The following is a 21,382-nucleotide window of genomic DNA, read 5'->3' as shown; positions in this document are numbered from 1 at the left end:
CGATATTTCCGGAATAATTCGGATGCCCGGTATCTCAACCGGCCGCTGTTCAATCTTGAGTACGCATCCGTGTACTGGGGTAAATATCGGCATGAGGAAGGGCTGCTTTTCCCGGCATACGCGGCGTTCCAGCAATTAAGCGCCATCACGTTCGCGCATCAGCCGGTCATCATGCGCGCAGTACAGCCGCTCACCGCGTTCTATCATGGGCGCGACCCCGTTGCGCGTGCGGGACAGGTCATCGCTGCGTTCCTGTATCAGCGGGGTGACGTGTCGCCGGCAGCGCATACGGCCGCTATGGTCATGAATGACGCCTATATTTTCAGCGACGGTAATATGAACCGCATGATGAACGGGGAACAGAGCAAGATCGCGCTGCTCACCGGTTTCGGACTGCAGTATGATGGATCGATACCGGCGGGACTACCCCCCTACCGGAAAGCCGACATGATCGTAGTCCCCGCAGAGGGAAGCAGCACGATGGATGTCTCTCAATGGGCGGCGAACATCGTTGAGAGCGGCGACAGCAAGGCGATTGATCCTATCATCAACAAAATGAAAGCGCTCGGGATACTATCGGCTGATAATATCTCAAGCGGCGCGAACGGCATCCTTCAGAGCGACACGAAGGAAATAACCCTTGACGCAAAACAAAAACGCTTCACCGTCATTACGCCGCGCACCGAGGGCGTATCGCTCCATGCGGGTGAACGGGCTGAGCTGAAACAGATGACCGTTGCGGAAACAACTGCGGCTGCAACGGTCGCATTATCATCGCTCGACGGAGAGGCGGTCGCAAAAAGCAAACATCTTCTGCTCATCTACTCGACCGATGCGGTCAATACAGGGCATGAAACATCCGACGACCGGACGACACTGTTCAATCTAGGGAAACTGCCTATCCTCGTTGAAACAGGGAGGCTGCGCGTTGCCGTCACGGTCGCTGATGCAGCGTCCAAAAAGATATGGGCGCTCGGGCTGGACGGCAGCAGGAAGGAAGAGATAGTGCCCGTCAGCACTGACGGCGGCAGGATGAAGATCGCCATAGATACAGCATCGCTCAAAACGGGGCCCGCATTCTTCTTTGAGATAGCTGAGAAGTGACAAAGGAGTTGTTCCGATGAAACTGACCATGGGTGAGGAACACGTCATTGTGCGGGGCATCCGGCCCGAAGAGCAGCTCTGGGGAGCCTATCAATTCCCCCGGCCCTACAAACTCGGCGACCGGTTCGTCGTCGCAGTGCATGTCACCGATGATGACATCAAATCCTTCGGCGAGAGGAACCGCTGGTTCGAAAGCCGCGACGGAGGAGATCATTGGGCGGAGATCGACGCGGCGATCGCTACCCAGTGCGGACTGCTTCTCCAGAATGGCGAGAGGATATACTTCCCGATGGAGTCGGGCGTAAGCCTCTCGAAATACACGTTCACGTCGCAGAACCACTACACACCCGATTACGACTTCAGCAGGAAGGCGGATGAGGGGACTATCCCTCTCCCCGACGGTATCACGCACTGGCTCGGCGGCTTGGAGATAAAGGCCTATAACGCCGACAGACTCCCGGAGAGCCTTTCCAGGAAGGAGTGGCTCGCAATGCGGACGCCCTCAGGCAGGACTAAACCCGTAGAGGAGCATGTCAAAGTCGACTGGCCGTATCTGACGCGCGTTGTTTATTCGGGCGGCGGCTATGACAACATCTTAAAGCCGATATTCCCGCGCGGCAACACGAAGATCGGCCCCGACGGCGCGATCTGGGTGAGCGCGTTCTCCGGCGAGGGACATATCAACCCGGCCAACGGGAAGTACAGCCCCTATTACTCGGCGGAACTTTTCCGCTCCGAGGACTACGGTCATTCCTTCACGCGGCGCGCCCATATGGAATACGAGGCCGACGGCCATGAATATCCCTACCAGAGCGGCGGTTTCAGCGACAGCGATTTCGAGTTCATGCCCGACGGCTCGATCGTCTGGTTCTTCAGGTCGACCTGGTTCGCCTATACCGGCAAGGAGTGGGACCCGATGTACACATCCCGCTCGACGGATGGCGGATTCACGTGGTCGAAGCCGCGCAAGTTCGCGGACGTCGGCATCCTGCCGCGCCTGTGCCGGCTTAACTGCGGTGCGACGCTCCTCTGCTACGCGAGGCCCGGCATGTACGTCTCTGCCGCCGAAGATGCCGGGGGGACCACTTGGACAGAGCCGCTCGTCGTTATGACCGCGGACGACAGAAGCAGTCTCGCCAACAGAAAGATCGACAGGCCGAGCTTTCATGAGTGGGTCGGGGCATGCCACAATCCGGAGATCATGCCGCTTGACAGTAACAGCGCGCTACTTTTCTACAGCGACTTCTATTATCCGGATGTAGACGGCGTGAAGCGTAAGACGATACTCTGCAGGAAGATCACGGTGGAAGCATAGCTGCTGCCGGTGAAATCACAGGGATATCCCTTCCTGCATAGCTACCGATCGGTAATGAGCCGCCGCGGTATCGTATTCAGCTTCGGAGGCAAGATGTTCGAGCATGAGCGGAACATCATGCGGCAGTTCGCTCAGCGCATGGAGGTATGCGGCGATATCAAGCCCCCCGGTGCCGGCCATCACTTCCTCGAGGATGACGCTGATGGAGGGTTCCTTCATACGGATATCCTTTGCATGGGCCGATACGATCCTGCCGCCGAAACGCCGCACGCAGTCGCGAATGATGTCGCCGCTCCTGAAATATGCGCGCGGGCAGTTGATGAGATTGACGAGGTCAAGATGTACGCCGAACAGAGGGCGATCGACCGCTTCGATCAGACGCTCGATATTCTCCGGCGAGTCGGTGATGTCGAACGGGAACATCTCATAGCAGAACGATGCCCGGCGCGGCCTGACCGCATCGATGAAAGAACGCGCCATCGATACCGCTTCATCGAACGCATCATCGGAAAAATTCATCCCGACATGCCGCGAGTTCCCGTTGCCGCGGCAGTACGATCCGAAGATATTCACCGCGCATTGCGCCCCCAGTTCGTCGGCAAGGCGGAGGGCATCGGTCATTGTGTCTCGATTCCTGTCCCGCGCCGCGGTATCGGTGTCGACGAGGTTCTGCCAGTAGCCCACCTCGGCGATCATGATATCTTCTTCGGCGAACGCATCGCGGACGGCCCGTACTGCAGCACGGTCGTTCACATCGACCTGCGGAGCGTATGCCGCGCGATAACCTTTTTTCTTTACCGCACGGGCGAGGGCTACGGGGTCTGTTGCGCTGCTGCCGTGACTTTCACCGGCACCGCCGGTTTTTTTTATCGGATCCGTGAATACCGGTGCACCGAATCGTATCATTGTTCGCCCCCTTTGGAGAGATCGTTTGATGCCGGTATTATACCGCGAACGACCATTTTTTTGTCTCAGCGTTGAATCCGTCGCTGCCGATGCACGAGGGGACTTCACGCGCCGCGCGATCGATGACATCGCCGTTGGGAAGATCCCCGAGGGGGAGATCGATGCGCGTATTGTCAAGGGCGCTGAAGCACATGCCTTCGATGATCTCATATCCGTGATACGCCGTTTCGATATTGCATGAATGTACTTTCGTGCCATCATCGAGCCAATCGGCAAGCTCGGCAAGATAGGGCGTCTGCAATCTGCGCTGCGCGTCCGACCAGCGGTCGAATTCCCCGCCGATGACACTGCCGCCTGAGCTTTTTGTGAACGCCCCCCAGCGCCCGTTGGTCTCCGACCAGGCATAGCCATGCGTGCCGTATGCGGTGAGGCGGTTATTCGTCCAGAACATGTCGTACGTGTCGCCGGTCCTTTCCTGCCGCGGGGCGAGGTATCCCGATTCGAAAATCACCCGCTTGCCGTTCTCAAGACCGAACTGTCCGAGGAGATAATCGGTCGAGGGGTGTGAATCGGTGAGTTTGTCCCTGCCGTTCATATGGCCGACGACCCACCGTGCCCTGGCACCGCCCATCCAGAGCGCATAGTCGACGAGATGCGTACCGAGCTGCGAAAACCAGGATACGGCCTTTACGTGTATCGTCTCCACCGTACCGATGTCCCCGCTGTCCATGATGGACTTCATCTTTCTCATTGAGTCAAGATATTTCTGCTGATGCGATACGACGGCCTTTATGCCGTGTGCGGCGCAGAGATCGCGGATGGCGCGTGCTTCCCTGAGCGAAGTCGCCATCGGTTTTTCAAAGGCAAGCCCCTGTACCCGGTGCTTCACGGCGAGTTCGACCATCGACAGACGCCCGTGCGGAAGTGTTACAAAACAGAATACATCCGGCTTCGTTTCATCGAGCATGGTTTCCAGGTCGGTGTATCGCTTCTTCACGTCGTAGGCATCACCCACGGCGGCAAGGCGCGATGCATCCATATCGCAAAGACCGACGATCTCAAAGCGATCGGGGTTCTCAGAGAATCCCTTGACGTGTATCTCGCCGCGCTTCCCGCAGCCGACCTGTGCTACCCGGTATCGTTTCATGATGTGCCTCCTCAATGATAATGCGCTTCAAGTATAGCTGCGGAGAGCATCCCGAGAAAGAGCGGGGAATGACAAGTGTAGCACGAAAATGATATGCATCTCCTCTCGGAGAATTGACAGTTCCCGGGCGTGTGATAGTATACCGCCATGACACAGTGGATCTCACGCATAGCGCCGACGGTGCGCGTCGGGCATGCAGGCATTTCGAGAAAAGCGGAGACGCAGTTCATAGAACCGCTGCGCATCATCTACGACCATCAACTCGTCATGTTCTCAAAAGGGGATTATCGTCTTGTCATTAACGGGAAGGAGTACCCCTGCGGTGAACATACTTATATCATCGTTCCGCCCGGCGTGCTTCATGTGACCCATGGCCCGCGATCCGGGGGCGGCATGCGGCGCTGGGTGCACTTCGATTGGCAATGGGAAGAATATAAAAAGACACCCATCGTCACGTATCATCCGGCACGACCGGACGCATCGCTCATGAGGAATGCCCCGTCATATGTGCCCAAGGGGATATTTGCAGGACGCATCACGTCGAGGGCGCGGCTGTACGATCTGCACGATGCGATCGTTGAACGGGCGAATGCTCCCGATGCATACGTGCAGCGACGCGCGCGGGGGCTGTTCCTGCAGCTCATCACTGAGCTCCTTGATTCGTCCGATGACGGTCCTCTGCCCGCGGCGGATGTGAGCGGTTATTCGATCGCGCAGCGGACGCGTCTTTTTCTGCAGGAGCGGCTGTCGACGGAAAGCGGAGATCGCTCGATACGGACAGCAATCGCTTCGCTCGGATTCAGTTATGAACATCAGGCGCGGCTGTTCAAAAACGCGTTCGGTATAACGCCGCTTGCCTACGTGCACGCGGCACGGATCGCTCGGGCAAAGGAGCTGCTTGTATACACTCAGAAGAAGATATTCCGTATCGCCGAAGCGATAGGCTATGAATCGCCGAATTATTTTTCACGGATGTTCCGCCGCTACGCGGGGGAAACGCCGCAGCAGTACCGCGACAGAATGCAGGTGTGACCGGGCGGGAGCAAAACGGTGTAAGTTTTTTAATCGACGGGTCGCGGGGAGAACAGCGCGGAGATGCGCGCCGGGTGTTTCGGCATCGCCCCCTTCTGTGAACAGACAAAAGCGGCAAGATCGTTCGCCGCAGCAACGGCTTCCGAAACGGCCATGCCGCGAAGCAGACCGATGGTGAATCCCGCGGTGAAAGAATCGCCCGCGCCGACAGTGTCCTTTACGCGGACATGCTTGGGTGTATATGAAACAGCATCATTCCTTGTGTAGACCATTCCCCCGTGCGACCCTTTCGTGAGCACACAGATGCCGATATCGAATTCTCTCATCAATGCGCGAACTATCGACGCTTCGGTGCCGCGCGCGGACAACAGCCTTGCCGTTACCGGCAGTTCTTCGTCGTTGATTTTCAATATATTGGCGAATGCAAGCGATCGGCGAATCACGGCTTCGGAATAATAGTTCTGTCGGAGATTGATATCGAACACCTTAAGGCAGTCATGCCGCACATGCGAAAGGAATGACCCGATGGCTTTTCGTGATACGGCATTCCGCTGAGCGAGGGTCCCGAAACAGACGGCATCGGCCGCTCCTGCGAGGCGGGAAAGCCCCCCGGCTCGTATATTGTCCCATGCGGTGTTCGTATGGATCACATACGACGGTATCCCGTTCGTAAGCGTTACCGTCACCGTTCCTGTGGGCCTGTTATTCCTCTGCACATAGCGAAGGTCCAAACCGCTTCGTGTGAGCGCGTTCACGAGCGCGTTACCGTGAGCGTCATTGCCAACGGCGCTTACCGCAAAGGCGTGTGCGCCGAGGCGCCCCGCATGACAGGCAAAGTTTGCGGGTGCTCCGCCGGGGCGGCGGCCGGTCGGCAGTATATCCCAGAGCATTTCGCCGATACCGACAACGATGGGTTGTGTGTCGTTCTTACATTCCATAACCGTACCATAGCATGAAAATGCGGGATACGGAATAGATAAAACGGAAATAGAATGGAATAAACGGAGTGCGGTTCCGGTATATCCATGGATGTGCCGAAATCACCATTCACTTTGCTCCCTTCGGAGCTATCTTGTTCATGTGCGAGATGATATGATGTCAGTGCTTGAGGAGATGCCAATGAAGATAGATGATACACGAGATCTGCCGGTACTCGCCGAGGTCGATGTCCTTGTCGCCGGCGGCGGGCTCGGCGGCATAGCCGCGGCGACAGCTTCCGCACGTGCGGGGGCGAAGACCATGCTCATTGAGCGGAACAGCTACGCCGGCGGGGTTGCGACGGCAGGTCTCTGCTGCTCGATATTCAACTGCTATTATACGGCCGATCATCGCCTTGCCGTTACCGGAATACCTGTGGAGATAGCCGATACGCTTGCGGCAGCCGAAGGTTATGGAAAGAAGTGGCATGATCATAAGGGCCATATCATCTACGATGTGGAATCGGCCAAGCGCATCTTTGACCGAATGCTCACGGATGCCGGCGTTGCCGTTCAGTTCGGTACGATGATATCCGGCGTTGTAAAGAGAGGCGATACGCTTGCCGGGCTCATTGTCGAAAGCGCATCCGGGAGAGAAGTGATACTCGCGAAAACCGTTATCGATGCCACCGGCGAGACCGAGGTCGCGCATCGCGCGGGCGCTCCGCTCAAAACGAAGCCGCCATGGGCGCGGCACAGCCTGTGCTTTCGTTTCGGCAATGCCGATATCGACGCGTTCGTGACGTATCTTGAAAAACATCCCGGTGAATACCCGGAATACATGGACGTCGACTGGACATTCGCCGAAGCGCTCGCCCATTACCGCGACACGAGGACATTCCTTTTCCCGCACGGCGGTTTCATGCAGTTAAGCGTTGTGCAGAAGGCTGTCGCCGCAGGAACATTCACCCGGACGGCGGGCGTGCATGACACGCTCGATGCCTGTCAGATGCACGGTATTGCGGAAAGATCCACGATGCATGTCGTCACCGGGCTTACCGATCTGCCGCGCGGTGTCAATGCACATGATATTTCGCACGCGATAATGGACGGGCGCACGATGGCGGCGATCGTCGCCGATTTTTTCAATAAGAACATCCCCGGGTTCGAGCGGGCGTTCATATCGCAGACGGCGGACAATCTCGGCATACGTGCGACACGCTGGCTTGATGGCGACTTTGTTTTTACGAAAGCGATGCGCACGCAGAGGACAGCATGCGATGACAGAATAGCCCGCGGCGCGGTTCAGCTCGATGTGAAGAAACATGCGGGGAAGGATGCCTGGGGTGTGCAGACGTTCACCAACGATATGTTCGATATACCGTATCGTGCGCTCATCCCGCGTACCGTCGATGGGCTTATTATCGGCGCGGGGCGGAGCATAAGCGCAGAAGATCCGTTCCTCCTTCGCGTCATGGCGCACACCATGGCGATAGGACAGGCGGCCGGCACTGCGGGCGCTGTTGCGGCGAAGAGCGGAAGATCGGTGCGCACAGTCGATGTTGCTGTGGTGCAGAGCGAGCTTGTGCGGCAGGGCGTATCGCTCTAAAAGCGCGGTTTGTCCGTGATCGCGGCCGCATGCGCACGAGGCGCACGCCGAAAAATCCATGTTAATTCTCAAAACCCCATTGACCGGAAAAGTGCGAACGACTATACTGCATATGATCGTCCTCGTATGGAGTAGTGAAAATGGTAATGAAAAAGCTGATAGTCATCGGCATCGTTGCGGCATATTGTTTCGCTCAGGCACCGTTACCCGTGCCCCGCATCGAGTTCCTGTTCGATGGCGATCTGAAGAACAGCGGCACACTGGGCGGGGAAGGAAGATGCCAGAACCCTGTTACGGGTGAGGAGGCCGGCTTCGGCAGCGGCATGATGAACGGCTGCCTTGACCTGAGCAGAGTACGCGGCGGACTTGCTGATAAAGCGAATGCTCACGGCGGCACCGTTCTCTTCCCGGCAAAGGGCCTCGAGGGCTCATCGATGATAACGATCATCGGATCGTTCTATCCAATGACAGCCGATGATCTCCCGCGCTGTATCGTAACCATGTTCCCGCTGAAGATCTATGCGCAAAGCGGCGCACTTATCTGTTCGGTCGCGAACATGAAGAACGAGGTCAAGTACGTCGGGACAAAAATATCGGTGATATCAAATGTTCCGGTGATGTTTGCCTGCGTTCTCGACAGCAGGAACAACACGATCACTGCGTATCAGTATAAGAGCAGAGCGCTGGTGAAGACGATGATGGAAAGCGGATTGCCGAACGGTGCTGTCGTAAGTCCCGGTAATCTTGAGGTAGGGAATTCGGGCGGGATACGTCCGTTCAAAGGGTTCATCGATAATGTCCGTATCTACGACAGCATTCTCACCGAAACTGTCATCTCGGATATCATGGCGAAGGACCGGAGTGCGTACGCTGAACCATCATCCCTTGCTTTGAACGCCGCAATTGCACCGGTCGCTGCCCCGGCGGGTGCCGTCAGCGCGGCATCTATTCCGCTTCCCGCGAACCGGTATATCATCGATCCGGCCAAAGGCAGTCCCCTTACCGGATGGGAACTCATCTTTTTCAGGCCCGGCGTCTCCGGAACACTGGCGCCGCTCAATGATGCGGACAAACACACCGCACGCGGTGACCTTGCCTTTGAAGACAAGGTGAAAGATAATGATGCGTTCGTATACGCACGGCTTTCACGGAATATCGAGAAGCTCGGGGCCGAAGGGCTCAGCTTTTCCATGCTTGTCTCGGACACACGCATCAGATGCACCGTGATAGTGGCCGATCAGAGCGGGCAGAATCATTCGCTCGATCTTAAGATACCGACGGGTAACGAATGGCAGACGATACGCCTTCCGTTCGACAAGCGGGTGTTCATCAATCACTGGAGCGGGGACAATGATGGGAAGATAAAATTCCCGGTCACATCGTTAAGCCTATTGATATACCGCGGCACGCTGCCGTCCCCGGGGAAAGCGTTCCTGCTCATCAAAGATACGGCCGTTTACACACGATCGGTGTCCCCTGCCGCAAAATTCGACCTTACGATCGAAAATGAATTCCCGAGCGGTGTTGCCTTTGTCGGGGATAGAGCGGTGTATCGCGTCACCGTGATGCATCGTATGGATGGACCGACGAGCGCGGAGCTCGGGCTTCGTATCAAGAACGATGACGGTGTCCTTGAAGAAAAACAATATCCGCTCTCGTTCACATCCGGGGGTGAGACTATCACGAAAGACATCCCCCTCTCAGCCCGGGAACCCGGTTATTACGGGATACTGGCAAGTATATCAGAGAATGGACAGCTTTTTGTGCGAACAAAAAGCGCACTTGCTGTTGTAAATAAACCCCCGAATTACGGCAAGGAGGACAGCAACAGTTTTTACGGGCTTATGGCGGTCAATCACGATCCGGAAGCTGCGGAGCGCATCGGCTGCAAGAATTACCGAGAGTTTTTCAATTTTTCCGGGTGGACGCCGCAGGACCCGGAAAAGAATACGATCCTGGCCACCTACGATAAACGGATCAATGCAGCACGCGCTCACGGGATGCAGGTAGTACTCTGTCCGGAGATAAACTATATGAGCCTGCCGACCAACTGGGGGGTGCATAACACGAGCGATCTGCTCAAGCCCGAGGTCATGCAGCATTATCGGAACCATATACGTTTCATGGTAGAACGATACAAGGATACAGTGGCGGCTTTTGAGATACAGAACGAGCCGGACAGCGAGATAGCATATCTCTTCAACCATTCGGTAGAAAAAGGCGCGGAGATCTACGCGGCCATGGTCCGTGTAGCGAGCGAGGAGATACGCAAGGCGGCGCCGAATGCCCGGATATTGGCATTGGACTGCGGGCGGGATTACCGGTCATTCCCCGGGGCCGATGAAAAACAATTCCCCGGCGATCTCAAATTCGCGAAGGCGGTCATGCCGCAGACGAAGGGGATGTTCGATATACACAGCGGCCATCCATACTCCTACAGCCGCATCATCCGTCCGGGTGTGAAGGTGGAGATGCCGGAGGATATGAATTTACGCGGCCTTTTAATGGCGGCGGGCGATCTCATGGTGAAGCACGGATTCCCGCGAAGGCTGTGGCCTACCGAGTTCGGATATTCTATACTCGGGACAACTGAGCCCCCGGATGAGATGTCGCTTCTGTACGCCGCAGCGCTCGGACAGGGGATGACGATCTGTAAATCCGTGCCGGGGCTTGAAAAGGCGTTCTGGTTCATTTTCCATTGGCATAATCCGACCGGGGATGACTACGGACTATTCAGTGATAATCTTTCGCAAAGGTCGCCTGAAAGTCCAACGTCACTGAAATTCCCCTCGCCGGGCGCGGCAGTATACGCGGCGCATGCAAACATCCTTCATGATTCAAAATTCGTCCGCGAAATAAAACTGGGCGATACGTTCTCCGCCTGGCGTTTTGACCGGGCCGACGGAAAATCGGCGATATGCCTCTGGTCGAAACATGATGGCGAATACCAGCTGCAGTTCAGCGGCTCATCGTCTGTCGAAGCGTATAATGCATACGGGAAACGCGTTGCGCAGGGCCCCGCCATAGCTGCCACGTTCTCAAGGCTTCTTACTTATTTCGTCGCGCCTATCAATGAGGCGGATGCGCTCGAACGATCGATGAGCACCGGGAAAATGAGCGCGACCCAGCCGCTGATGGTGCGGAAGGCAGGGCTTTCCGGCGACCGGGAAGTCACTGTTGTACTGGAGAACACCACGGGAAGACCGGTGAAGGCCGTTTTTGAACTGGCCGGCCGAACAAGCGAGCATGACCTTTCATCGAGTATCAGCAACAAGATCATCGTGCCTTTATCCCGACCGGTGCGACCCAATGAACCGCTTGCGCTTTCCCTTACAGCAGAAGTGATGAAGAAAAAAGTACCAATAAAGACTGACTTCATCACTGCGGGCTATATCGCCGCCCCGGGGATCGATGGCGATATCTCGGAGGCATCTTCGCTTGAAGCACTTTCGCTTGACAATCGCAACTATCTTTTCCCTCCCGATGCCGAATGGAAGGGGACGAATGATCTTTCTGTGACAGCCTATGTCGGCTGGAACGATGAGGGACTGTATTTTGCTGCTCGGGTATTGGATAACCGACATGAGGTCCCGTTCGACGGCCCCAAAGAATCATGGAAATCTGACAGCATACAGCTTGGCCTTGACTACGAATGCGACTCGACCCATGGATACAACGCCGATGACCGCGAGATAGGACTTGTCATCGGCCATAGCGGTGGCAGGGCGTCGCTTTACATCGCCAATGTCTATTGGGGTCCATGCGCGGCTTTGGTTGCCGGCGGGCACAAGGACGGTGTAACCATCTATGAAGCGCTCATTCCCTGGAAAGAGCTGCGACATGAACCGCCAAAGGCGGGGAAGATGATGCCGTTTAATTTTATCGTGAATGAGAACGACGGCATGGGACGCAGTTCCTGGATGGGGCTTACGCCGGGCATAGGCGAGGGAAAGGCGCCGATCAATTTCCGTTCGTTCCTGTTCTCGAAGTAGTACGAATGAGTCCCAATAAAGAAGGCGTTTTTGGTCAGAACGGATCGTTCTCGCGCACAGCGCTCGGTGCCAGGGAGAAACGCTTGGCGAACACGCGGCTGAAATAGAGCTCGTCGGTATACCCGAGCGATGCGGCTATCTCGCGTATCTTCATCGTGGGGTTCTCCGTTATCATCCGATAGGCTTTCCTGATACGCCGCTCCTGAATGTATGTGCCCTATTTGCAGCTTCGCAATATTTTTAAAAATGGACATTGGTTACTCCAAGATCGATGACAATCGAAAGCACTTATCGAACCAATACCCACTCCAACTCGGAAAGCGTCCATTCTATCTCCGGCGTCTTGGCATATGTCCCATTCCCGCCGATGCTCACTTTCTTTATCCGCGACGCATCGAGCCTTGCCGCTCCTTTTTTTGCATTCTTCCGGAAACCCGCAAGAGACATCTCATCAAAACGAAGTACATACCTCGTTGGTTTTTCCGGGCTAAGCGGCGCAGGCACATTCCCCATAAAGGTGCTCGCCGTATCACCGTCATTTTCCTGAATGACCACGCCGACCTTTGTCCCGCTGCTCCCGTCGAAACTCCCCCTGGAGACCGACAGGGTGAAACCGATCGCATTGAATTCGGATAAGTCTTTACAGTCGTCAAAGGTGATCGTCGGGAATATCCACCAATCCTTGGCGGCAGCGGGAAACTGTGCCTTCCACGTCCATGAACCATTGCCGTTCTCATTTTTTGTGACGAACGTTCTGTCGATCGCAGAATCGAGCCACTGTATCGGGGCGACATCCGTGAACGGGCGTTTTTTCACCGGCGGTGTGTTCCACAATAATCGTATGATGCTTCGGGAGACACGACCGGACTTGTCAGTAGCTTCGGCCGCGGATATCTGCTCCGATTCTTCAACACTCGTATCCTGACCCAGGGTGACGTTCGTGGTGACGCGCCCCATCGCTTCCATAGAAAGGCTGAGGGCGGCTATTTCTTTTTTCCCGGATGTTATAGAGAGACGGACAGTGTCGGGTTCTTCCGAGAGATTATATATTTCCAAAACCGCCTCCTGCGTCAATGCGGGCGGCACATAGGCGTAACGCGACTGTTCAAGCGAGATTGGGAGTGGCACATTCCACCGTATGATAATTCTTGACGTCTCGTTCCAATTGCGTTTTACTAACGGTCTTTCCCGGAGCGCTGCGATCCCCTGGGCGGACAAGTCATGGCGAATGGAATCGGGAAGCGCCGTCAGATACACAGGCTCAGGGGTGATGGAGATTCGGGGAAATTTGTACTGAGCGGTCACATCATTTCCCATCATATTAATAATGCGGGTGGAAGGACTGAGAGCGCCGAGTGTCGCCTCGACCTTTTCCATTTCTGTCGAGAACAGCACCGCGACAAGTCCGTACCCGGAATCGAAGACATGACCGATGGATCCCGGGGCCGGAACGAACGATCCCAGCCATCGGGCGCGTCCGAGCTGACGGGTCAATGCGGAAAGGGACACATACGCGGGGTACGGCGTCAGGTCCGGCCTTACCGGCGAAAAATACACATTATCCTGCACCATGGGATTGAGCAGAAAATAAAAGTGCCTGTCGATGCCCGATGCGAGAGACAATACAATGGTCTTTACCGCGAACTCGGCCTGATGCTTCTGGGCAAAAGGACTCAATCGCTCGGTCATTTGCTTTTCTTTCATCCCCGGATAATTGTCCCAGGGGAATTTTGAATAATCGACCTCACCCGCCGGGATCGGCTCCATATTTCCCTTCCCCGGCATATAGTAATCGCCGCATTCAGTCACCCAATGAGGGGATGATACGAGTCCTGTTGCTTTCCCCAGCACAATATAATTGCTCACGGAGCCGGGTATGGTCCGGTAATCGCTTTGCGGGGTATTGTCGTACACGTGAAAATTATAAATATCGGCGTATCGATACAAATCGCCCTCGATGAAGTACGGCGCTCGCCATCGCGTTCCCCATGCTATCGGTCCGGTAGCAATCTGCGCGTCCTTGTCCCCGGCCTTGATGCCGAGCGCAAAAGTCTTGAAATAGCTCGCATACTCATACGGGGATGCATGTTCGTCCATCCAACTCGAATCCGGTTCATTAATGCCTTCATAGACGCTTGCCAAACCGCGCAAATTGACGGCGATCTCCCGAATTAAATAATAGAGGTCGCGCAAGTCCTCATAGAGAGGGTCCGTGCTTTTTTGTTTTTTCTTCGCCCAACTCGGCGCATGATGTGTCATGAATGTGGTCTTAAGTCCGGAACTTTTTGATATTTCCAGGAGACGCTTGTATCTCGAAAGATCATACACGCCTTTTGCTTTTGAAATGCCGTCGTTCAGAATGAGGTATTCGCGATTCCAGATATATCCGGCGGTAACGTTCAATTGCGCGAGGGCTTTCGCATTGCTGTCGGCGAGGCGCCCCCAGCAGAGGGTATTGTGCAGTCCGAACGGAGAATCCGGATCTTTCAGCACCTCCGGCAAGGCGGTAAGTACGGCTATACCCGTCTCCCGCGACTGAGCGATCATATCGCCGTTGTCATTGAATGCATTGATGCGTATGGCATAATATCCGGGCGGGAAAATCCCGAGATCGATATCCTTCCCCGAAATGCTCCCGTTCCGGTTCTCCCCATAATACGATACCGTCTTCCAAACCACTTTGAGTCCGGTCTCGGGGAGGTCTTTTATGGAAATGCGCACGGGTTTTCCCGCCGGGAACATGCTCTCTGTCCCCGCGTTAAAAAGCTCCAGAGTCTTTGGATCGGCATGCACTATATGCACACAGATAACGCAGATGGGAAGCAATTTTCTAATCATTGTATCTCCCGACTTTATACCATTATTCAAGTGCTAAAGTAGCACGTCGTGCAGGATAAAGTCAATGTAATAAACGGCGAATACATGGAGGAAATGGGAAGGGTCACTGCGCGCACAACAGTTCATTATAGTACCTATTGAACGCAGCGACATTCTCCGGGACAACACCCCCGCCGCCGTGATACATGAATATCGACGGATAGCGCTCCCACAATTTGCGCAAAGAGGTGAGTTCCGCGCGTATCTCTTCCGGTGTTCCCGAATCCATAACGCTATTATCCGTCTTCACCTGATAGATGGTCATTTCTCCGCACGCCTTCATCACCTGTGCAGGGTCCATGGCCGATGATTCGATATACACGCCGTCGGCGCCCGCTTCCATTATGTCGTCCAGTGCGGCGAACCAGTTGCCGTCGGAAATATGGAGCGCCTTTTTTCCGCCATCGTGCACCGCCTTGAAGAACCGGGCATACCATGGGAATACATATTTTTTCAGCCATACCGGGCTGAGTATGAGTCCCTTAGTGCTGGCGATGTCGTCATGGATGCGTATCGCTTCAACATCTTCAAGCGAGCTCCACCCGCTGATCACGGCAAGCGATGCTTCACCGAAGCGATCGAGTATTTTCGCAAAACGGACCTCATCGACGGCGGATGCGAGCAGGAACGGCTCCCAGTCGAAGGCAAGCGTTGCACGGGTAACGAGCGTGCCGTAGTGTTGCGGCATGGTAAATGTATTTGCAGCCGAAGGTGTGAACACCGACCGCATTTCCGCACGCATTCGCTCGTCGACGATTTCGACCTCAAAGCGGTCAAGCGGGGCATTGAGCACATCTTCATGATCCCGATAAAGCTCTTTGTCCCCCTGCCGCCAGTTGCCGCCGTCGGCTGTGGTGCGCACTTTTCCGCCGTTCGAAACGACGACCTCTCCGGGGGCCGCAAGTACCGGCTCCCCAAGATGATACGTATCCATACGGTATTCGACCGACGTGTAATCGCCGGGAAGGGGTATCCTGTCGGCACGCTCCCCATTCAGCACGGCGCGCATTCGACGATATCGGGCGGTAACATCTGCACTGTTCATCGGCGTGCTCCTCGGTCCGGAATTCTTATCGGCTGTAATATAGCGATCTTAACGCGGACAGTCCATGGATTTTTCGTGACTTATATGGAAGAAATGCAGAAAGAAACCATCGCTCGATCAAAAGGGGTCGTTATCCCGCACGGCGCTCGGCGCCAGGGAAAACCGCTTGGCGAACACACGGCTGAAATAGAGCTCGTCGGTATAGCCGAGCGATTCGGCGACCTCGCGTATCTTCATCGTCGGGTTCTCTTTTATCATCTGATATGCACGGATCAGCCGCCGCTCCTGTATGTATTTCCCGCAGGGAAGTTCACCGGCCTTGCGGAACATCTGGCTGAGATAGTTCGGGGAAAGCGAAAGCGCTTTTGAGATGTCCTTAATGCTGATATTCGCGGCTATCTGCGATTCGATCAGCTCCTTGGCGGCAAGGAATACGCGCATCGGCGCGTCCATTACGGCGCTCTTCCGTCCGCTGAATAATTCGTCGAAGTTTTCGCTCAGCATGAGATAGAGAATATCGTAGATGAGAAGTTTGATGCGCTGCTCCATGAAGCGTCCCCGGCGGGAAAACTCCTCCTGCATGGAGGCATAGTGTTCTTTTGCAGCCGCGGGAAGCGAAAGTGTATAGTGATTTTTCATTGCGAACGCATTGACGGCATTGTTGATATTGACACCCCCCGTAGAATGGAATTCCATCATGAACCCATCGATGGTACATGCTGTCGCGTCATTCCCCCTTCGGTGCTCAACCCCCTGCGGCATGAAGAATACATCGCCTTCGCGCCGTCGGAGTATTTCCTCGCGTGTCCGAAAAATCATCTCCCCCGCCCGGATATAGCTGAATTCACAGTACGGGTGCGAATGCCAGTCGTAGGACATGCCTGCAGGAATGGTGACATGTGTCGATGTCGGTATGGTTATGACAAATCCGCCGCAATCGATGAACGGTATGCTCTTTAATATGCCGCGTATAGTGCGGTTGTATTCATCTTCATTGAATGGTTCGTGCAGGGAAGTGTCCATATAATTCACTATACATCGTTTCTTCGGAAATTCAATATTTTCGCGGTAATCTCCCGGGAACGATGGATAATCCATGGATTCATAGATTCTTCCATTCCCTTTTGTCCGTCACATGGCTATCATTGTTACAAATCAACGAGGAGTACACCATGAAACGAGTCCCTGACAAGTACAAGGTGCTTTTCAATCACGACAGCACCTGCGTCTTCAATACCGCCACGCCCTACCAGGACGTAAAAAAACCGGTCGGCCTCGCCCAGGTGGAGGGCTATGTCGATGAAGTGGCCGATGCCGGCTGCGACGTGCTTTTGCTGAGTCCGATATGGGGGCAGGGTGTTGTCCTTTGGGATAGTGATCAGGCTCCCCTGTGGCGGGAGAAGGGGAAGACACTCGAATGCCCCGACACATTCCAAGGCAGGACGATACGGCGCATCCGCGATTTTCTGCTTGCGGGGAATGACTTTATCGGCATCACGCAGAAGCGCGCCAAAGAGAAAGGGCTCGCGTTCTTTCTTACCTGGCGCATGAACGATGTGCACGGCATCGACCACCCTGAAGACCCCTGGACATCCGACTTCTACCGAGACCATCCGGAGTACCGCATCAAAACCCCGGATGATCCCGCATGGCAATGGAATGCGGCGCATGCGTTTGATTTCAGCCGCCCCGAAGTCCATGCCTACCAATTGGGGTTCATCCGGGAGCTGATAACGCGTTATGACTTTGACGGCATCGAGCTTGATTTCATGCGTCACCCCTACCTCTTTCCACACACCGTGCCTTTCGAGGAACGCTGCGCCCATCTGAGCTCATTCGTCACCGAGGTACGTCGCCTGCTTGACACGCGCGGGAAAAACCTGCCCATCTGTGTGCGGGTGCCGATGAGCTGGGACTATGGCCTCGAAATAGGGATCGATCTGAAGTCGTGGGTGAACGAAGGGCTGGTAGATATGGTCAATGTCTCTACCTTTTTCGTGACCTCGTCGGAAATGGAAGTGAGCCTCTACCGTCAGCATTTACCCAAGGCCAAAATTTACGCCGAGCTCACCCAGTGCACCGAACGCGGGAAGACCATCGAATTGGGGCTGGAGTTCACCCGTAAAACGACACCTGAAGTACTGCGCAGCACGGCTCAGTGCTACCTCGCTCAGGGCGCCGATGGGATCAGTTTATTCAACTTCGTTTATTACCGCGACTACTCCTTCGGTGACCCGACCAAACCCGATAAGTTCGAGCCCCCATTCGACGCCTTAAAGGGCATTGCCGACCCTGCAGTATTATCCCGCGAGGCCAAACACTATGCACTTTCTTCGCAGTTGGGCGGTACCCTGTTCCTAGGGCAGATGCCTTTCGATCTGGTGCAGCAGCCCGGTCCTCGTCGGCATCGGCTGGGAATTCAGGTGGGAGATGATATCAGCCGACCTGAGGTGCGCGCGCCGTATCTGCCGAAGGGTGTATTGCGTCTGAAATTCATGGAACCGGTTTCCGATTTGGAGGTCTTGGTGTGGCGGCAGGGGCGAAAGCTTAAACCCTGTCGGATCAATGGGGAGCTCTTTCCCCACCCGTACCTCGAAGGCGTACCCACCGATCATGCCTATTATCTCGACTACGAAGTGCCGCTGGAACTGCTTGCGCAGGGGCTTAATCACTTCACCGTGCACCTGTTCAAGGGCAAAGCGGCGGTGGTAACGCGCATGGAGATTGCGCTTTATCGCAAAGATGGATATCAGCCGACCTATGCACAGTAGTGTTGCGCCGTTTCAATTTTCGGATAGAATCATGCTCGGCAGGTACAGAGTGAAGTAAGGAAACCAGAAAGTATGCGGTCAAGATCAATTTTCGATGATGCGCTCGCCTTCTGGAGCATGGACGGCTTGAAATCCGTTTGCGGCACGTACGCCATGACGGTATACGGCGAGGTGACCGCAGGGAATGATCTGAGCGATGCGGAAAGGAACGATTCCATCGCTCGCGGCGGTGACGGTAAGACCGCCGCATTCCTCGGCGGATTCCTGAAACTTGAACAGAATACAAAAAAGCCGCTTCGTATCGGCGGCAAAATATGATATGTATGCTATGACATTGTAACAGGAGTGCACGGATGGACGCATTGAGATCATTTCCGGTCATCATTCTCTCGATGGTCATCGCCGGTACATCGGTATTCCCGCAGGCGAAACCCGCCGTTGAGTTCCTTTTTGACGGTTCGCTGAAGAACACCGGGGCACTCGGCGGCGAGGCATCGTTCGATAATCCTTTCCCCGACGAGGGGGCGAAGCTCGCCGGCACAGCGGGTGCCGGAATGCTCGATATGAACGCAACGGTCGGCGGCATGCCCGAGAAGGACGAAAAACACGGCGGCGCCGTGGTTTTTTCCAAACCGCAGCTTTCCGGGAGCGTGTTCACACTGCAGGTCACGTTCACACCGTCCGCTGTCGATGATCTTCCGCGCACCATACTCGAGCTGTCAAAGTTCGCCAGACTCTATACCGAACGGGGGCTGCTCATGGTCGCTGTCACGGGGAAAAAAGTGACGAAATATCTGTCAGTCCCGCTGCATGTTGTTTCCGGGACCGGAATATCGCTTGTCATCGTGATCGATATAGCGGCCGATGTGTATATCGTATACGAATATTCTGCAGGCGCTGTACTGCAGAAAGTTCGATCGAATGGCATGCCCCCGGATGCAGATTTCGACGGCGGCATGGTCATCGGTAACACCGGCGGAAAGCGCCCCTTCAAGGGAAGTATCGATACCGTACGAATATGGAATTCCGCTCTTTCGAAAGATGATATCGCGAAGGTATTCGAAGGAAAGCTGGGGAGCGGTACGATCGAACTGCGTAACGTAAGCGCGCGGCCTCGAGATGACAAACCGGCGCTCACTGCCGATCTCACGCTCGTGCCCAGCGTGCCGGCGGGTGTTGCGTTCCGCGGCGAACAGACCTCAGTGACCGCGAACATATCCAACCGGCTTCCTGCGGAACGTTCATTCATTCTGTCGGTCGATATCACCAATGATGCCGGGACAGCGAGCAGCGTCACGCATACGATATCGGCAGGCGGCGGTCAGGCCGTAACGCTCTCGATCCCCGTTCCCATGGATGATATCGGCTACGCAGTTGTCAGCGCCGTGCTGAAAGAAAACGGCGTGCCGCTCAGCAGCAAGGAGACGGCCATCGCATTGGTGCATAAGCCGCGCATACCCGGTGCGTTCACGAACAGTTTCTTCGGTGTGATGAGCGCCAATCTGCAATCAGAGGGCGCTTCGCGGATAGGAAGCAGGAATCAGCGTCAATTCCTATGGATGTCATCGTACAAGCCCGGCATGCGTGACGACGCCTGGTGGAAGCGCCGTGATAATGAGATAGAGTCGGTACGTGCGCAGGGAATGGATGTCATGCTCACGCTCCATTTTGAAGACAACTCATTGCCGTCATATACCGGATGGAAATCGGTAGAGGATGCTGTAACCCCTGAGGGCCTGAAACTATGGCGCGAATTCGTACGCGAGGCGACGATGCGGTACAAGGATAAAGTCATCGGCATTGAGCTTATCAATGAGCCGGATCTATGTTTCTGGCATTTGCCGAAATATTCGCTGGAAAAAGCATCGTCGATATATGCGGCGCTGTTGAAAGCGGGCGCGGAGGAGATACGAGCAATTGCCCCCGGCATGCCGGTTCTCGGCCTCGATGTAAGCGGCCGCGATTATAATGCGAGAGAAGATGCGCCCGGCGGATTCGTCTTCACCAAGGCTGTGCTGGGAAAGGCGGCCGATGCGATAGATGTGTTCACGGGGCACCCGTATTTGTACAATCGGGTATTTCGAGGCGGTGTCATGGCGCAAATTCCGGATGAAATGAATTTTCGAGGTCTGCATCTTGAGGTTTCCGATATATTGAAAAAAACCGGACGGCCGATACGCCAATGGTCATCGGAGATCGGCTGGGGCGTAGTTCGGGGACAATCCGCCCTCAGTGAGAGCAGTGTACGGCTCGCTGCGGTAACGGCACAGGCGCTTACCATCATGAAGTCGGTGCCGGGATTCGAAAAGGTTTTCTGGTTCATCTGCCACGATCATTATGAAACCGTGCAGAGTTTCGTAAACTACGGTCTTTTCTGGTGTGATGAGAATTTCCAAACGCCGCCGGGACCGCTCTGTACCCGGGCGATGTATCCTTCGGCGACGGCGGCGGCCTTTGCCACTGCCGCATTCTACCTTGAGGGCGCTCAATTCATCCGCGAGATCAAGATCGACGGGGTGAGCGCCTGGCGTTTCGACCGCAGTGCGGATAAGGAGAGCACGGTCGTGCTCTGGACGCCGAAACACGCGGAGGTAACACTTACGGCGAATGCTCCGAAAAGCGCGGCTGCTTTCAGCATGTTCGGCAGACGCGTTTCGCAGGGCGCAT

Annotated in this window: 15 protein-coding genes; 8 read left to right on the top strand and 7 right to left on the bottom strand. The window is 55.3% G+C overall.

The window, feature by feature from the left end; genetic code table 11:
- The coding region (locus tag AABZ39_19860; protein ID MEK6797039.1) for a hypothetical protein at positions 1-1,104 on the top strand (1,104 nt) is incomplete at its 5' end.
- A gap of 16 nt (positions 1,105-1,120) precedes the next feature.
- The gene (locus AABZ39_19855) at positions 1,121-2,419 is read left to right on the top strand and encodes a sialidase family protein (protein ID MEK6797038.1); all 1,299 of its coding nucleotides are present in this window, start codon (positions 1,121-1,123) and stop codon (positions 2,417-2,419) included.
- Between the two features lie 15 nt (positions 2,420-2,434).
- Here the strand turns inward: AABZ39_19855 and AABZ39_19850 are convergent, their stop codons facing one another.
- Together AABZ39_19850 and AABZ39_19845 are read right to left on the bottom strand one after the other, a co-directional pair.
- A complete protein-coding gene (locus AABZ39_19850; protein ID MEK6797037.1) occupies positions 2,435-3,325 on the bottom strand; it encodes a sugar phosphate isomerase/epimerase in 891 nt (296 codons plus the stop codon).
- 37 nt (positions 3,326-3,362) lie between these two features.
- A complete protein-coding gene (locus tag AABZ39_19845) occupies positions 3,363-4,472 on the bottom strand; it encodes a Gfo/Idh/MocA family oxidoreductase (protein ID MEK6797036.1) in 1,110 nt (369 codons plus the stop codon).
- Between the two features lie 147 nt (positions 4,473-4,619).
- Between AABZ39_19845 and AABZ39_19840 the strand changes: the two genes are divergently transcribed.
- A complete protein-coding gene (locus tag AABZ39_19840) occupies positions 4,620-5,504 on the top strand; it encodes a helix-turn-helix transcriptional regulator (protein ID MEK6797035.1) in 885 nt (294 codons plus the stop codon).
- Positions 5,505-5,533: 29 nt separating this feature from the next.
- On the opposite strand, the gene AABZ39_19835 is transcribed toward AABZ39_19840, so the two are convergent.
- The gene (locus tag AABZ39_19835) at positions 5,534-6,442 is read right to left on the bottom strand and encodes a carbohydrate kinase (GenBank protein ID MEK6797034.1); all 909 of its coding nucleotides are present in this window, start codon (positions 6,440-6,442) and stop codon (positions 5,534-5,536) included.
- Between the two features lie 181 nt (positions 6,443-6,623).
- Between AABZ39_19835 and AABZ39_19830 the strand changes: the two genes are divergently transcribed.
- Both AABZ39_19830 and AABZ39_19825 read left to right on the top strand, forming a co-directional pair.
- Positions 6,624-8,030: an FAD-dependent oxidoreductase gene (locus tag AABZ39_19830; GenBank protein ID MEK6797033.1), complete on the top strand. Its 1,407-nt coding sequence runs from the start codon at positions 6,624-6,626 to the stop codon at positions 8,028-8,030.
- A gap of 146 nt (positions 8,031-8,176) precedes the next feature.
- A complete protein-coding gene (locus tag AABZ39_19825; protein ID MEK6797032.1) occupies positions 8,177-12,022 on the top strand; it encodes a sugar-binding protein in 3,846 nt (1,281 codons plus the stop codon).
- A gap of 34 nt (positions 12,023-12,056) precedes the next feature.
- Here the strand turns inward: AABZ39_19825 and AABZ39_19820 are convergent, their stop codons facing one another.
- From AABZ39_19820 to AABZ39_19805, 4 genes are all read right to left on the bottom strand, one after another.
- Positions 12,057-12,230: a helix-turn-helix domain-containing protein gene (locus AABZ39_19820; protein MEK6797031.1), complete on the bottom strand. Its 174-nt coding sequence runs from the start codon at positions 12,228-12,230 to the stop codon at positions 12,057-12,059.
- An 80-nt stretch (positions 12,231-12,310) separates the two neighbouring features.
- Positions 12,311-14,860 carry a hypothetical protein gene (locus tag AABZ39_19815; GenBank protein MEK6797030.1) on the bottom strand — a complete coding sequence of 850 codons (2,550 nt, stop codon included), beginning with the start codon at positions 14,858-14,860 and terminating at the stop codon, positions 12,311-12,313.
- Between the two features lie 103 nt (positions 14,861-14,963).
- Complete coding sequence (locus AABZ39_19810; protein MEK6797029.1) at positions 14,964-15,944, bottom strand: uroporphyrinogen decarboxylase family protein; 981 nt, start codon at positions 15,942-15,944, stop codon at positions 14,964-14,966.
- A 117-nt stretch (positions 15,945-16,061) separates the two neighbouring features.
- Complete coding sequence (locus AABZ39_19805; GenBank protein ID MEK6797028.1) at positions 16,062-16,967, bottom strand: AraC family transcriptional regulator; 906 nt, start codon at positions 16,965-16,967, stop codon at positions 16,062-16,064.
- A 149-nt stretch (positions 16,968-17,116) separates the two neighbouring features.
- Here AABZ39_19805 and AABZ39_19800 point away from each other — a divergent pair, with 149 nt between their 5' ends.
- The 3 genes from AABZ39_19800 to AABZ39_19790 form a co-directional block, all read left to right on the top strand.
- Positions 17,117-18,715, top strand: a complete 1,599-nt coding sequence (locus AABZ39_19800) for a hypothetical protein (protein MEK6797027.1) — start codon at positions 17,117-17,119, stop codon at positions 18,713-18,715.
- A 72-nt stretch (positions 18,716-18,787) separates the two neighbouring features.
- The gene (locus tag AABZ39_19795) at positions 18,788-19,033 is read left to right on the top strand and encodes a hypothetical protein (GenBank protein ID MEK6797026.1); all 246 of its coding nucleotides are present in this window, start codon (positions 18,788-18,790) and stop codon (positions 19,031-19,033) included.
- A 35-nt stretch (positions 19,034-19,068) separates the two neighbouring features.
- Positions 19,069-21,382, top strand: a 2,314-nt coding sequence (locus AABZ39_19790; GenBank protein MEK6797025.1) for a LamG-like jellyroll fold domain-containing protein, incomplete at its 3' end; no start/stop codon positions are given.

The organism is Spirochaetota bacterium (assembly GCA_038043445.1).
GTDB lineage: Bacteria > Spirochaetota > Brachyspiria > Brachyspirales > JACRPF01 > JBBTBY01.
The sequence above is the reverse complement of the archived record's forward strand: the minus strand, read 5'-3'. Positions and strand labels throughout refer to the sequence as shown.